9 protein-coding genes are annotated in these 15,075 nt (G+C 65.0%); 6 read left to right on the top strand and 3 right to left on the bottom strand.

Annotated features, from left to right (window positions below; all coding sequences use genetic code 11):
* The first annotated feature begins 54 nt into the window (after positions 1-54).
* Complete coding sequence (locus QE385_RS01890) at positions 55-2,238, top strand: catalase (RefSeq protein ID WP_307098518.1); 2,184 nt, start codon at positions 55-57, stop codon at positions 2,236-2,238.
* A 125-nt stretch (positions 2,239-2,363) separates the two neighbouring features.
* Here the strand turns inward: QE385_RS01890 and QE385_RS01885 are convergent, their stop codons facing one another.
* From QE385_RS01885 to QE385_RS01875, 3 genes are all read right to left on the bottom strand, one after another.
* Positions 2,364-4,562, bottom strand: a complete 2,199-nt coding sequence (locus QE385_RS01885; RefSeq protein ID WP_307098516.1) for a TonB-dependent receptor — start codon at positions 4,560-4,562, stop codon at positions 2,364-2,366.
* Between the two features lie 119 nt (positions 4,563-4,681).
* Entirely contained in the window at positions 4,682-5,800 is a 1,119-nt protein-coding gene (locus QE385_RS01880; protein ID WP_307098514.1) for an esterase-like activity of phytase family protein, read from the bottom strand.
* Between the two features lie 120 nt (positions 5,801-5,920).
* Positions 5,921-8,464, bottom strand: a complete 2,544-nt coding sequence (locus QE385_RS01875) for a TonB-dependent receptor (RefSeq protein WP_307098511.1) — start codon at positions 8,462-8,464, stop codon at positions 5,921-5,923.
* Between the two features lie 156 nt (positions 8,465-8,620).
* On the opposite strand from QE385_RS01875, the gene QE385_RS01870 reads away from it, so the two are divergent.
* From QE385_RS01870 to QE385_RS01850, 5 genes are all read left to right on the top strand, one after another.
* Positions 8,621-9,202, top strand: a complete 582-nt coding sequence (locus tag QE385_RS01870) for an FKBP-type peptidyl-prolyl cis-trans isomerase (RefSeq protein WP_307098508.1) — start codon at positions 8,621-8,623, stop codon at positions 9,200-9,202.
* Between the two features lie 242 nt (positions 9,203-9,444).
* The gene (locus tag QE385_RS01865; protein WP_307098506.1) at positions 9,445-9,960 is read left to right on the top strand and encodes an RNA polymerase sigma factor; all 516 of its coding nucleotides are present in this window, start codon (positions 9,445-9,447) and stop codon (positions 9,958-9,960) included.
* A 17-nt stretch (positions 9,961-9,977) separates the two neighbouring features.
* On the top strand, positions 9,978-10,973 hold the full coding sequence (locus QE385_RS01860) for a FecR domain-containing protein (RefSeq protein WP_307098504.1): 996 nt from the start codon (positions 9,978-9,980) through the stop codon (positions 10,971-10,973).
* Positions 10,974-11,091: 118 nt separating this feature from the next.
* A complete protein-coding gene (locus tag QE385_RS01855) occupies positions 11,092-14,157 on the top strand; it encodes a TonB-dependent receptor (RefSeq protein WP_307098502.1) in 3,066 nt (1,021 codons plus the stop codon).
* A 113-nt stretch (positions 14,158-14,270) separates the two neighbouring features.
* Positions 14,271-15,041 (top strand): Slam-dependent surface lipoprotein, encoded by a 771-nt coding sequence (locus tag QE385_RS01850; RefSeq protein WP_307098501.1) that lies wholly within the window; start codon positions 14,271-14,273, stop codon positions 15,039-15,041.
* The last annotated feature ends 34 nt before the right edge of the window (positions 15,042-15,075 follow it).

Raw genomic sequence — 15,075 nt, 5'->3', positions numbered from 1 at the left:
TGGCCGATCCGCGCGTTGGACGGGCACGTTCCCTCAACGATGAAAGACACCATCATGGCCAGTTCGAAGAGCAAGCAGGGCAGCGGCAAGGCCAAGGGCGTATCGCCCGCCCAAGCGCCCTCCCTTCCCGCCGGGGCGGATATGCCGACCCATTATGCCGAGCCCCAGGGCCATGGCGGAGAGACGCACCAGGCCACCGACGACACGGCCCGGACGCTGACCACGCAGCAGGGCGTTCCCGTCGCCGACAACCAGAACAGCCTGCGCGCCGGGGAGCGCGGGCCGACGCTGCTCGAAGACTTCATCCTGCGCGAGAAGATTTTCCACTTCGACCATGAACGCATTCCCGAGCGGGTGGTCCATGCCCGTGGATATGGCGCGCACGGCGTCTTCGAGCTGACCGACAGCCTGGCCGAATATACCCGCGCCGACATACTAAGCGAGGCGGGCGAGAAGACCGAGGTCTTCGTCCGCTTCTCGACCGTCGCGGGCAACAAGGGGTCGATGGACCTGGCGCGCGACGTCCGGGGCTTTGCCGTCAAATTCTATACGAAGCAGGGCAATTGGGACATTGTCGGCAACAATATCCCGGTCTTCTTCATCCAGGACCCGATCAAGTTTCCCGACCTCGTCCACGCCGTCAAGCAGGAGCCCGACCGCGCCTTTCCGCAGGCCCAGTCCGCGCATGACAATTACTGGGACTTCGCCAGCCTGAGCCCCGAGGCGTGGCATATGGTCATGTGGCAGATGTCCGACCGGACGATCCCACGCTCGTTCCGCACGATGGAGGGCTTTGGCGTCCACAGCTTCCGGCTGGTCAATGCCGAAGGCAAGTCGACCTTCGTCAAATTCCACTGGAAGCCGCGCCAGGGCCTGCAATCGGTGCTCTGGAACGAGGCGGTCAAGATCAACGGCGCCGATCCCGACTTCCATCGTCGCGACCTGTGGCAGGCGATCGAGGCGGGCGACTTTCCGCAATGGGATCTGGGCGTCCAGCTGTTCGACCAGGAAACGGCCGACCGCCTGCCCTTCGACCATCTCGATTCGACCAAGCTGATCCCCGAGGAGGACATTCCCGTCCGCATCATCGGGACGTTGACGCTCAACCGCAATGTCGACAATTTCTTCGCCAATACCGAACAGGTTGCCTTCTGCACGCAGAATGTCGTGCCCGGCATCGACTTCTCCGATGACCCACTGCTGCACGGCCGCAACTTCTCTTATCTGGATACGCAGTTGAAGCGGTTGGGCGGGCCGAACTTCACCCATATCCCGGTCAATGCGCCGCGCTGCCCGGTGATGAATTTCCAGCAGGACGGCCATATGGCGATGCGCAACCCCAAGGGGCGCGCCAATTACGAGCCGAACAGCTGGGGCCCCGACGGCGGTCCGCGCGAGAATCCGACGATCGGCTATCGCAGCTTCCCGGCCGAGGTGCAGGGCACCAAGCAGCGCATCCGCGCCGAGACCTTCGCCGACCATTACAGCCAGGCCCGGCAATTCTTCCTCAGCCAACAGCCGATCGAGCAAAAGCATATCGGCGACGCGCTGGTGTTCGAGTTGTCGAAGGTCGAACGGGTCGATATCCGGGCGCGTGCCGTCTCCCACCTCCGGCTGATCGACGAAGGGCTTGCCGCGACAGTCGCCGATGGGCTCGGCCTCGACCTGCCGGAACCCGCAAAGGCGGCGAAACCGACGCTCGACCTGCCTTCCTCGCCCAAGCTGAGCATCCTCGCCAACGGCCCGCAGGACTTCAAGGGGCGGAAGATGGGCATCCTGCTGACCGACGGCAGCAGCGCGGTGCTGTTCGCGGCGGTGACGAACGCGCTCGAGGCCGAAGGGGCGCTGTGGGAAGTCGTGGCGCCCAAGATCGGCGGCGTGACGCTGGACGACGGCACCAAGGTCGCCGCCAAGCAGAAGATCGACGGAGGCCCCTCGGTCCTTTACGACGCGGTGGCGGTGCTGCCCTCCGAAGCGGGTGTCGCGATGCTCGCCAAGGATGCGACGGCCAAGGACTTCGTTGCCGACGCCTTCGCGCACTGCAAGTTCATCGGCCACAGCGCGGCCGCGACCGCGCTGTTCGACGCGGCGGGCGTGACCGAACGGGACGAAGGCTTCGTTGCGCTGGCCAAGCCCAAGGACGCCAAGAGCTTTGTCGACCAGTGCCGCGCGCTACGCTTCTGGCCGCGCGAACTGGCGGTCGACCTGGATACGGCTTCGCTGCAACCCTCGGCCTGAGGCCATACCCGGCGGGAAGGATCGAAAGTCCTTCCCGCCGGTCTTTGCCGGGGCCCGGCCATGAAACCAGCGCGGCGGGCCGTCTCCACATGCTACTTGCGACCGTCCCGTCCCGCACCACCCGATCAGAAGGTTTCGGTCAGCCTGAGCCTTGCCGATCGCGGCTCCAGCGGGTGGAACTGATAGCCTTCGACGCCGTCGTCCGGCTCGCCCGGCAGGCGCGTGGCGTAGTAGTACGCCGATGCGTTGGCATGGGTGTTCAGCATGTTGAAGATGCTGAGCTGGACCGTCGTCCGCGCGCCGAGATGGTATCCGACATCGAGATTGGCCTCGGTATAGCCGGGGTCGTGCGGTTCGCGCGGACCGTCGACCAGCGGATAGGGACCGAGATTGCGGATCTGGAAGCCGCCGAACCAGGGTCCCAGATTCTTGACCAGCGCACCGAAGGACAGGGTCGAGCGCGGTGCGTTGGCGATGAAGCGCCCGGTCAGCCCGAATGGCTTCAAATCCCCGCGATACCGCGCCTTGGCAAAGGCGAGATCGGCATTCAGCTCCAACCAGCGCGTCGGATGATATTGCGACGACAATTCGATCCCGACGCGGCGGCTGGGAGCGGAGGCGCTGTCCTGGCCGACATCGGCATTATAGGCGAGTTCGGATTCGAAATCCTGCCGGAACAGCGCGAACTGCACCGCAAGCCGGCGGATCGCATTCGTCCGCAACCCGAATTCATAGCCAACCGCCCGCGCCAGCAGCGGCGTCCGTCCGGCGGAACCGGGAACCCCCTGCTGCGGCACCGTGCCGAAGACGCCGCGCACATCGTCGCTGTGGAAGCCGCGTCCGGCGCTGATATAGAATTCGGTGGTGTCGAAGGGGCGGATCGCGATGCTGCCCTTGGGCTGGAAGAGCATCTGATGCGCATGGCCCGAAAAACGGGTTGTCCGGCTGGTGTCGGTGGCACCATAATATTCCTCGCGCAGCCCGATCGTGCTGCGCAGCCACGGCGTCCAGTCGGTGCTGTTCTCCACAAAGCCGCCGAGATCGATCAGCGTGACGTCGTCGGCATTGCAGATACCGCCCGCCGCGGGCACCTGCGTCGTCCCGTTGGGGCCCTCGACCGAGCAATAGGATAGCGGCACACGATCCTTCGTGTGAAGCCGCGCGACATAGGCCCGGTCATAGCGCGCCTGCAGTCCGATCGTCGTTACGCTGGGTCGACCCAGCCATTCGTCGCTGCGGCGATAGGCGATCCGGCCGCCCGCCGTATCGCGGTTCTCATATTGCTTTTCCTGGTCGCCATTGACCGGATCGTCGAGATAATGGGTGAAGTCGTTCCACAGGATCATGTCCGACCGGATATAATAGGCACTGGCGTCGATCGCGGCGTCGCCGATCGGCTTGGCGAACCGGGCCGACAGACTGAAACGGTGCGAGCGGCTGCCATCGCTCGGATCGAGCGTGCCGTACGGGTCGATCAACCCTTGCCGGACCGCGCGCCGAGGCTGGTCGGTGGTCAGATTGCCCGTGCTGGCATAATAGAGCGCGGTCAGGCTGGTGCCGTCATTGGTCGTTCCCTGGCTATAGCGGGCGGCGAGATTGACCTTGTCGAAATCGTCGGGATGCGTCCATGGGCCGTCGAGATGGCCATATTCGCCCGCGAGCAGCAGGCGGTGGTCGGGTGCCAGCGCGATCGTCGTCCCGCCGGAGACGCCATAATCGCCCAGCGTCCCGGCGCTGAGCGACAGCGTCGTCGGGATATGATCGACCAGCCGCATATGCGCCGAGCCGACCGCGCCGAAGTCGCCCACCTCGGCGTGATACGGCCCCTTGGTGAAGTCGATCCCCCCGATCAGCATCGGCATGATGAAATTCTGATCGGCATAGCCCTGCCCATGGGTATTGGTCGGGCGATTGATCGGCATGCCATCGAGGAAGCTGGCGAAGTCGGTGCCATGATCGAGATTGAAACCGCGCAACAGATATTGCGATGCCTTGCCCTCGCCCGAATGCGCCGTCACCACCAGGCCGGGGACGGTTTCCAACAACTGGCCGGGCCGATAGATGGGCCGCAGCGCCACTTCGTCGGCCGTGATCCGGCCCTCACTGGCGGTGCTCCCCTTGCCCAGCATGTCGAGGCGCGACGCGGTGACGACGATGTCGCCGGTGTTCGACCGATCCGCCCCTTCGTCCTTCTTCACGCGTGGCGAGGCGGCGGTGGGGTGCGCCGCGTCCGACATGATATTGCCTTTGGCCATGGCTGCGACGCTTACCGACAAGGCAAGCGCGCCGATCACCATCTTTGCCGAATATTTTGCGACTGTCATTCCGCCCTCGTGATAAGTCCGGGGGCGCCCATCCATTCAAGGGTAATGCGAGTCAATATCAGTACAATGACAGCCGGTTCACACTCCGTGCAAACCACTCGCAGCGTTAGGAAATAATATTACATCGCTGATCGGGTCGTCACCAGTCTGCCCCGCCACGCGAAAGCGAGGAACTGCGAAAGCTGGTCCTTGTTGAAATTATCGTCCGCCTCGACGATCAGGGTCCGCCGACCATCCCGGAGCCTCGGTCCCCAGGCCATCCCCTCCAGATTGTCGATCTTCACGCCCCGATATTGCTGCGGCAGGTCGAGCAACACCGTGCGGGTCATCGGAACGGCGGGGCAGGACGGCAGCGCCGGGCAGGACAGGACGTCGGTCGTCCGATCGGTGATGCCGGACACTATGATCCTGGCCCTCACGCCCGTCCGCGAGTCGAAAGGAACGACCCGTTCGATCGACAGGAAATGCCGGTCGTCGATCGCCAGAAGCTCGGAGACGCTATACTGGCCGTCAGGCACGTCATAGACATATTGGTGAAGCGGCCGGCCGCTCCTGGGGTCGAAGCTGGTCAACCGGTGCCGCGTGCCCCGGCCGGGTCCGTCATCGACGGCAAGGTCTTCATAGGCGGGAACCTCGTTGACCGCATAGACCGTCCCGCGCGGCCCGACCGCCAGCCCCTCGATCACTCCATTGGATGCCGCGCCCCGGCTTCGGTTGTCGGCATAGAGATAGGCGGGCGGCAGTGAGAAGCTGCGCAGGATGCGTCCCGCGGCATCGGCCTCATAGATGGCAGGCTGGACCCGCCGCGCGGGGTCGGCGTTCCACGTCCCCTCCGACGACCAGTAGACATGATGTCCACCGGCGTGGCGAATGGCCTCGGGATCGACCACCGGATGATCGGTGGGGAATGGCAGGCCCTGGGCATCGCGCAGCACCTGCTGCGCCTCTATCCGCACGTGCATCCGGTGATGCGCGGAATCGAGCGAGATCGCCAGCCGATAGTAGCGCGGCGGCCGGCCATCCCCCTTGTCGTCCGAAATGGCGAGATAGTCGCCGCCCGGCAGCCGGTCGAGCCCCGACAATCCGCCGATCGGCAGGCCCTGAAAGCGGGTGCCATGGGGGATGGTGGTCGCACCGATCAGTTCCAGTGTCGGGGTTCCGTCCTTTCCGGCCACGGATGCCGTGGCACCCAGCCCGATCGCCAATATCGCCCCGATATTACGCATCACCTTGCGCATGATGACCTTTGCCTTCGTCCCTAAATCAAAGGCCGGGCGTGACGGTGTCTTTCCATCTTACCCGGCCCCTCCTTGTCCCTTCGCGGCGGCGAGCGGGTCAGCCGCCGCCGCGATCCGCCGTCAGAACTGGAAATGCACGCTGGCGATCACCGTGCGCGGATTTCCGAAGTTGAAATAGCCGCCCTTGCTGGCCACCGTTCCCAGGTTCGAGAAATAGGCCTTGTCGAGAAGGTTGACGATGTTGAACTGGAGATAGGTCTTCTTCAGGCCGATCCACTCCATCCCGATCTGCGCGTCGAGATCGACCAGCGTATAGCCCGCCACCTTCACGTCGTTGACATCGGTCACGAAGCGGTCGCCGACATGCTTGGCCGACAGCCCGACCACGCCAAAGGGCAGATTGACCTGCGCACGGCCGCCATATTGCCAGTTCGGCGTATCGACCAGCGACTTGCCCTTGGTCGCGATCGCCACCTGCCCCGTGGCGGCGTTGATGACATCGTCCTTCAGCTTGGCGGTCATGTAGGAGGCAAAGCCATAGAGGGACAGCCAGCGCGCCGGACTGACCGACAGCGAGGCATCGATACCCTTGCTGTCGACCCCGCCGACATTGCGGCTGGCGCTGATCGTGCCGCCGCCCTCGACCGGCGTGGTCACGTTGACGATGCGGTTGTCGTAGCGGATGTACCAGCCGCCCAGCTGGGCCTGGGCGATGCCCATCGTATAGCGAAGGCCCAGATCATAGGAATCGGTGCGTTCGGGCTTCACCTCGTCCCCGCCCAGCCGGATGACCTTGTCGTCATAGGCATAGACATCGGTGCTGGGTGCCGAAAAACCCTTGGTGTAGCTGGTGAACAGGCTGACCGCCGGTGTCATCTGCCAGGTCAGGCCGATATTGGGCAGCAGCGCGCGATATTCCTTGATGCGGCCCGTATAGGGTGGCGCGAAGCCTTTGGTCCGACTGTCCGCCTGGACCTGCGCCTGCGTCTGCGAGGTGCAATAGGCTTCGCTGCCGCTGCCCGGAATGGTGTAGCAGGCATTGTTCATGTTGCGCCGGAACAGCGCCGCGCGAAGGCCGAGGGTGAAGGACAGCGAGTCGTCGAACGGCTTGCCGCGATATTCGCCCGAGAGCTGATGCAGTATCGAATAGGTCAGGCGGTTGCGCTTGTTGAGCACATGGCCCGCCGCATCCAGCATGGCATGGGGATTGCTCGCATCGCTGGTGCTGAACGGCAGCCACGGCGTACCGTCCGACCGCAGATAGCTTGCCTCGCCCGTCTGCGTCGTCCGCGCTCGATCCCAGGTATAGGCCAGGCGCAACAGGTTGCTCGGATCGATATCGTAGCGAAGCCCGGCAATCGCGATCAGGCGATGGGTCTGGGTGTTCGACGGATAATAGGCGCGGACATAGTCGAGCATGTCGCCATCGCCATTCAGATCGCGCCCCGAGGCGACACCGCCGCCCACGCGGCCATATTGGTTGCCATTGGCCCCCTTCTGCCCGGCATCGGCGTCGCTCTCGGCGAACACGGTCGAGCCGCCGCCATTGGCACGGGTAAAGGCATAGCCGCCGTCCATCGAGAAGGTCAGCCGATCGGACAGGGTGAGCAGGCTGTTGAAGCGGAGGTTGCCGGTATCGACGGGGTTCAGACTCGTCTGCCGGGTGTTGGTGCAGCTCGTCCGGTCATCCTGCACCGTGCCCTTCGCGGCCTGCATCTGGGACGGCAGCGCGCAGGTGGTGCTTTTCAGATAGCTGTTGGTCTGGTCGGCGAACAGCTTGTCGAACTGCGCCCGCGTCGGATCGACGCGAACCGGACCGTTCGACGACGATGCATTGGGATTGCCCAGCACGCTGTTGAGGTTGGCGAGCGACGGCGTGCCATATCCGAAATTGCGATGCTGGTAGAAAAAGCCCGCCAGCGACACGAAATCCTTGCCGCCCAGCGGCTGGTAGATTCGGGCGTTATACTGGGCCTTGCGGACCTTGGAATAGCGGTAGAGGTCATAGCTCTGGCTACTGGCGGAGAACCAGGCACGGGTGCCGCTGGCGGTCAGGTCGCCGGTGTTGAGCAACCCGAAGACGCGGTTCATGTTGCCGCCGCCATGCGAATAGACCGCCGTTGCGCTCAGCGTCTCGGTCGGCAGGATGGTGCGATAATTGACCGTACCGCCCGCCGCGCTCGCGGTCGGCGAGTCGACGTCGGTCGACCCGAAATTGACGTTGACCGATTGCACCAGTTCCGGATCGATCTGCTGGCTGGAATAGATCGCATAATTCCCTGCGTCGTTCAGCGGCAGGCCATCGAAGGTGAAGGCGATGCGGCTGGCATCGAAGCCGCGGATGCGGATGCCGCCGCCATTGCCGCCATAGGGATCGCCCGCATTGTAGTTGACGCCGGGCACGAGGTTGATCGCATTGAAGATCGACTGGCCGGGGACGGTATGCTCGATATAGTCCTGCGTGACGATCGCGCGCGCCTTGGGCGAATTGGGCAGGTCCATCACCACCGGCTTGCGGGCGCGTTCGCCCACCACGACGACATCCTGTTCCGCCTTGTCTTCGGCGGCGATCGTGCCCGCCGTCTGGGCAAACACCATTTGCGGGAGCATGGCGCACAGGCACACGCCACCGATACCGGCAAGGCCGGTCCAGTTCTTGATCACATATTCCTCCACGGGAGATTTGGAAGAAGGCCGCCCTATGACCAAGGTTTTTCATTAGTGTGACAATGTTCATGTGTAATGATGATAAATGCAATAGCGGCGCGGCGGGGCCCAGCCGCTTGATCTGCCGGCCAAAGCCCGATTAGGGCATGCGCCATGACCATTTCCCGCCGCGCGCTGCGCCGCTTCATTATCGCGATCGCCCTTCCCGCCCTGACGGTGCCGTTCTCTGCAGGCGCGACCGCACAGGGCGTGAAGGCGCGGCCTTCCGCGCCCCCGGCGGCGGCCAATGGCGGCATCATCCCCCTTCCGCTGAACCCCATCGTACCGCCCGCCCAGCGTGCCTGCACCTCGCGGACGCCGTCCGGGCTGGGCTATACGGTCTTGCGTCCCGGCACGGGTGCGATGCCCGGTGCGGACGCGACCGCGCTGGTCAACTATGTCGGCTATCTGGCCGCGACGGGCGTGGTGTTCGACCAGGCGATGCAGTCGGTCATGCCGGTGGGCGAGGTCATTCCCGGCTTCTCGCAAGGGCTGCAAATGGTCGGTCGGGGCGGCATCCTGCGCCTCTGCATTCCGGCCGCCCTGGGTTATGGCGCGCAGGCCTCCGGCCCTATCCCGGCCAATGCGGATCTGGTCTTCCAGGTCGAAATGCTGGACTTCAAGACCGCCGCCGAGATCGCCGAACTCCGCCGTGCTGCGGCGGCTCCCGAGAAGCCCGCGACGCCCCAACCCTGAGCGCGACATATCGAGGAGCCTGCGCGCTCCCGGCAGCCAAGGTCATCATATGCGATTGACTCGCATTAGCTAATTTGGCAACGGGCTCGGACAGCGAGATACGGCACCGATGGTTCCGGGCCAGGGCTGGCGGGAGCGACGGGCATGCGAAGGATCGAGCGACTGTCGTCTGTGGCGCGGTCTGCCTTGTCCGTCGCTCCGGCAGCATGTGCCGCCTTCGGGCTGGCGGCATGGCCCGCGCCATGACAGTCCTGCCGCCACTGGCCACGCTGTTCGCCGACCAGCGGCGACGGCTGATCGCAGAGGCCTCGCGTGTGACAGGCGACCCCGATTCCGCAGAGGATGTCGTGCAGGAAGCATGGCTTAAACTGGCGCAGCGGGGGCCGGAGCGGCCGGTCGGCGAACCCATCGGCTATATCCGACGCGTGGTCCGCAATCTGGCGATCGATGCCTATCGTCAGCGGCGACGGCAGGAACGGATCATGCCGCCGGATCTCGACGGCGAAAGCTACCGGGTCGCGGCCGCGGCGGCCGATGCGGAACAGGCCGCGATCGCTGCCCAGCAACTCGCCATCGTCGCCGCCGAACTGCGCCGGATGTCCCCGCCCATGCGCCGGGCGGTGGAGATGCATCGCCTGTCGGGGGCGCCCTTGCGCGAGATCGCCGCTGAACTGGGCGTGTCGATCACGACGGCCCATTCGCTGGTCATAGAGGGCGTGGCGCGCTGTCGCCGCGCGCTTCACCCAGCGACGAATTAGTCAGCCGGGGCGAAAAAATGGCGGCCCCGTTCGTCCTCGGAAAGAAGGAAGAGGCTGAAGCCATTGTGAGCAAGGACGAGGGCGAGACATATGACCAGCGCGAGGCGCTGGAATGGATGATCCGGTTGCAGGAGCGACCGGATGATGCCGCCTTGCACGACCGGTTTCGGCTCTGGCGAGAGACACCGGCGCATGATGAGGCGTGGAGCCAGCTCGACCATGTCAGCGCCCTGATCCGGCAGCTTCCATCATCGGGCAGCGTGGCGAGGGTTCCCGCCATACCCGATCGGCGATGGCGACGCGCAGGCCGGACAATTCTGGCCCCATTCGCGCTGGCCGCCAGCCTTACCGCCCTTTTTATCGGCCGCGACCTTTTGCCAATCCCGGCCGCGGCAACGACAACGCGGACCGGCGAAGTCCGGACGTTGACGCTCGCCGACGGCAGCCGCGTCACCCTGGCCCCCCGCAGCGCCATGACGTTCGACGGCGCCCGCCATGCACGCCTGTTGCGCGGAAGCGCCTATTTTCAGGTTCGCCATGATGACGACCATCCGTTCCGGGTCGTCGCGGGCGATGCGGTCGCCACGGATCTGGGAACCGCGTTCGAGGTCGCCATGGAAGACGCCACGACGCATATCGCCGTTCGCGAGGGAGCCGTCGGCGTATCCTGTGCCGGGGGCTGGGAGGATCTCCTCCCCTTGCGGCCCGGCCAGACCGAAGACCTCGACTGCGCTTCGGGCTCCCGGCACCGGGGCGAGATGCCGCCCTCCCGCGTCGCCGCCTGGGCCACGGGAAGGCTCGTCATGATCGATCGCCCCCTGGCGGCGGCGATCGCGGCGCTGCGGCCATGGCATAAGGGATGGCTGATCGCCCGCGGCCCCGGCATGGCGCGCCATGTGACCGGCGTCTACGATCTGCGCCATTCCGACCGCGCCCTCGCCGCGATGCGCCAGGCTCACGGCCTGTCCATCACCCGGATCACGCCGTGGATCACCATCGTCCACGCCTACTGAACGACGAACCCCAAAAAAATTTTTGAAACCACCCGAAAATCCGAGCCGCCCAAACGTCCAACTCATGAATGCGAACAATACGCATTAGCATTTATGCCGTGTGACAATGGGGGATCATGTGAAGAGCGGACGGATCGGTTTTCGATGGAAGCGGCTGGGCATCGGCTTGATGCTGTCGGCCTCGACGATGGGGGTCATGGGCGCACCGCTGGCGGCTCAGGGTCGGCCGGACGAAATCAGCCTTGCCATCCCCGCACAGCCGCTGGCCGACGCGCTGGCCCTGTTCGCCCAGCAGGCACAGGTGCAGTTGAGCGTCGATGCGGGCCTGCTCGCCGGGCTGCGGTCACGCGGGGCGTCGGGCCGCATGGACCGCGCCCGGGCCCTGGATCATCTGCTCGCCGGGACCGAACTCGACTGGCAGCTGTCGAACGGAGTCCTGACGCTCCGGCGTCGCCCGGTGCGGTCCTCAGGCGGCACGCAGGCCCCGGTGATCACCGACGCCCTGCGTGTCGAGGGAGACGATGCCCCCCGCAATGTCGCGGCGACGCGCGCCGAGCGGGGCCATGACGCGGTCTTCGACGCCGATTTCTCCAGCGGCTACAAGGACCGGGCCGAGATCGAACGCTATAAGGGCGTCACCACCTCCGACCTGCTGAGCGGCATGGTCAATGTCCTGAGCGGCGATGCGCGCAACAGCGGCGCGCTCGACCCCAGCATTCGCGGTATCCAGGGGCCCGGCCGCGTGCCCGTCGTGATCGATGGGACCGAACAGGCGCTGACCGTCTGGCGTGGCTATAACGGCGCGAGCAACCGGGCCTATGTCGATCCCAGCCTGATCTCCGGGCTTCAGGTGCTGCGCGGCCCGACCGATCGGGGCAATATCCGAAGCTCGACGGGCGGTACGGTCGTCATCAACACGCTGGACGCGGACGACGTGCTGCGTCCGGGCCGGACCTTCGGCCTCGACGTGCGGCTGGAGGGCGGCAACAATGCGACCGACCCGCGCCTGCCGACGTTGCTGACCGGGCGCGACTATCGCACCGTGCCCGGCTTCCCGCAAAACTCGCCCAGCTTCGCGCTGCGCGACCCCTCGCTGCTGATCGTGCCGCGCACCCGCGACGACAATCACTTCTTCTCGCTGGGGGACCGCGCGGTGCGGGTTGCGGCGGCGTTGCGGATCGAGGGGCTCGACCTGTTCGGGGCCTATGCCTATCGCGAGCGGGGCAACTATTTCTCCGGGACGAGCGATCCGGATTATTACCGGCAGACGCAACTCCCCTCCAGCAATCTCAACCGGATCCGCCGCATGGCGCTGGGCTTCGCGCCGGGCGATGAGGTGCCCAACACCTCCAGCGATCTGGAGTCCGTGCTGCTCAAGGCGACCTGGCACATCGCCGACGACCAGTATCTGCTGGTCAGCCTGCGCGACAGCGTGACGCGATATGGCGAGATCATGCCGTCACGCATCCTGATCGATACCGGCAATGCGCAATGGCCGCTCAGCAAGGTCCATGCCCGCGCCTATAATGCCGAATATAAGTGGCAGCCGGAGAGCCGCTGGATCGACCTGAAGGCCAATCTCTGGGCCACCGACACGACCAGCGACACCTATAATTCCGGCGGCATGCCCAATTTCGCGACCTTCGCCCAGCCGATCCTGGTCGACAATGCCCGCGCCAATGCGATCAACAACCGCTATGGCTTGAACGCCGCCAACACGGTCCGGCTGGGCTCGACCTTCGACCTGACGCTGAGCGGCAATTGGCAGCATGAGAAACTGGCGTCGCGCGACGTCTATGATCCGGCGCGCTTCCAGGGATGGCGGCAATTCCCGCGTGCGGGACGGCGCGAGGAGTTCCTCGTCCGGCTGGACGGCGAATGGCGCCCCGCCAGCTTCCTGAAGCTGAACGCGGGGGTCAGCTATGCCGGTTACTGGGCGGTGGACGATTTCGCGCGGAGCCAGATCGCCAAGGGCAATGCCAACCTGAATTCCACCGTCTATCGCGGCTATAATTCGTTCTTCAACGTAAAGGGCACCGGCGCCGATTTCGCCAAGCGCTACTGGCGCAGCCTGTTGACCGATGTCGATCCCAAGGAGGTCGACGCGCTGATCGCCCAGCTGCTGCCCGAATATCTCGCCAATCCCTATGAGGTCGCGTTCGAGGAGCAGGGGCCGACATGGAGCCCCGATGCCCAGGGACGCTATGCCCGGAACGGCAATCCCTGTCTCAACGGTGCGATCAGCCAGATCGCGGGCAATGACGGGACGTGCCGTCTGCAGAGTATCGTCGAGGTCGTTCCGATCACCGCGCCGCGCCGGTCGGATCACCGCTGGGCCCCCAGCCTGTCCGCCACCGTCTATGCCGACGAACAGACCCGCGCCTATGCCCGCTATATCGAGACGTGGCGCTTCCCGAGCATGTTCGAGAGCACGCTGGGCTTCTCCGCATCGTTCAACCCGCTCGCGCAACTTCAGCCGGAGCACGCCAAATTATACGAGATCGGGTTGGTCCGCGACCTGCGCAGCCTGGTACACCTCAACCGCGAGGATCAACGCGCCGACATCAAGCTGACCTTCTATCGCAACCACATCTCCAACGTGGTCGAACGGTCCACCAACCTCCAGTTCAGCAATATCCGGGAACAGACGATCGCGGGGATCGAGGCCGAGGCGCGGATCGATACCGGCGGCTTCTATACGCAGCTGGGCGCAGCCTTCATGACCACCAACCAGGTGTGCGACGAAAGCGCCGCCGCGCTTGCCGACAAGAAGAATGGCAGCGTTCCCAACTGCGTGAAATATGGCTTTCCCGACGGTTTCCTGCTGACCCAGGCGACGCCGGAGCAATCGGTCAACTGGACGATGGGAGGGCGCTTTTTCGACAAGCGGCTCGAACTGGGCGGGCGGCTGACCTATTATAGCCGCTACAATAATCCCTTCTTCGAAAAGATCGCGAACCTGCCGCGCGCGCAGCAGATCGACGTTTATTCGCTCAACGTGCCGTTCAGCTGGGGCGCGATCGTCACCGCCGACGCCTATGTCCGCTACAATCTGAACAACCGTTTCTCGGCCGAGCTGGTCGGGACCAACCTCAACGATCGTTATTATGCCGACCCGCTGACCCGTTCGCTGATGCCCGCACCGGGGCGCACCGTCCGGTTGAGCCTGACGGGCCGCTTCTGACGATCCCGCCATTCGACCCCGCCGCCCTCGTCCTTCCTGAAAGCCGGACGAGCGGCGGGGCCGGATCGATGCGCCCGAAGCGATCGGACGCACACAACCGCAGGAGCAATAGCATGACCTCCATCCAGATGAAGACCATCCTTCTCGCCGGCCTCGCCACCGTCCTGGCCAGCGGCGCGGCGCAGGCGCAGTTCGCCGGAGGATCGAGCGATATCAATAAGGTGACCGTGGGTGTCAGCGATGTGAACGGTGGCCCCCATGTCGCGGGCCGGGCCGGGATCGGCGTGCCGGGTACCAGTGGACGGCGCGTCGATTTTCAGGGGCTCAGCCTCTATGCCGTGCCCGATCTGAACGGGGTGCGTCATCTGAACATGGCGACGAGCAACACCCAGGATCATAGCAGCTATGGCGACTTCCGCTTCGCGCGGGTCGGTTCGGCGGACCTGTGGTTCGGCGAATGGTCGCAGACGGGCAATGCCTCGGCGGGGGATCACACCGTCTATTATGTCGGCAACACCAGCGGCACGACCGTCCCGACCAGCGGCACTGCGACCTACACGGTCAAGGGGATCAGCGACTATGGCAACAAGGGCGCGCTGACCGGCACCCTGACCGCCAATTTCGGCTCGGGCACGTCGGGTACGCTGCGCGGCAGCCTGTCCAACGCGTCGACCGGCGCGGGGGTCGATATCGGCACGGCGCGGATCATCGGGGCCAGCTTCTCGGGCAATGGAGGCGCGGCGACCCAGTCGGGAACAACGGTTGCGTCGGGCGGCGCGGTGAGCGGTCGCTTCTTCGGCGCCGATGCGGCGGCACTGGCCGGGACCGTCAAGTTCGACGGCGCGCGCCAGCATGACACCGCCTTCGGCGGCACGAAGAACTGACGCAAGGGTCGGGGCTCCTGTCTCTCCCTTGCGG

Origin of the sequence: Sphingomonas sp. SORGH_AS_0950 (genome assembly GCF_030818415.1) — a bacterium.
Lineage (GTDB): Bacteria > Pseudomonadota > Alphaproteobacteria > Sphingomonadales > Sphingomonadaceae > Sphingomonas.
This window is presented reverse-complemented; position numbering and strand designations above follow the sequence as displayed.

Bases quoted from the DNA above. Each gene is read 5' to 3' on its own strand.
- QE385_RS01870 (WP_307098508.1), top strand. From the start codon at position 8,621: ATGACCATTTCCCGCCGCGCGCTGCGCCGCTTCATTATCGCGATCGCC.
- QE385_RS01860 (WP_307098504.1), top strand. From the start codon at position 9,978: ATGGCGGCCCCGTTCGTCCTCGGAAAGAAGGAAGAGGCTGAAGCCATT.
- QE385_RS01880 (WP_307098514.1), bottom strand. From the start codon at position 5,800: ATGCGCAAGGTGATGCGTAATATCGGGGCGATATTGGCGATCGGGCTG.
- QE385_RS01890 (WP_307098518.1), top strand. From the start codon at position 55: ATGGCCAGTTCGAAGAGCAAGCAGGGCAGCGGCAAGGCCAAGGGCGTA.
- QE385_RS01850 (WP_307098501.1), top strand. From the start codon at position 14,271: ATGACCTCCATCCAGATGAAGACCATCCTTCTCGCCGGCCTCGCCACC.
- QE385_RS01885 (WP_307098516.1), bottom strand. From the start codon at position 4,562: ATGACAGTCGCAAAATATTCGGCAAAGATGGTGATCGGCGCGCTTGCC.
- QE385_RS01865 (WP_307098506.1), top strand. From the start codon at position 9,445: ATGACAGTCCTGCCGCCACTGGCCACGCTGTTCGCCGACCAGCGGCGA.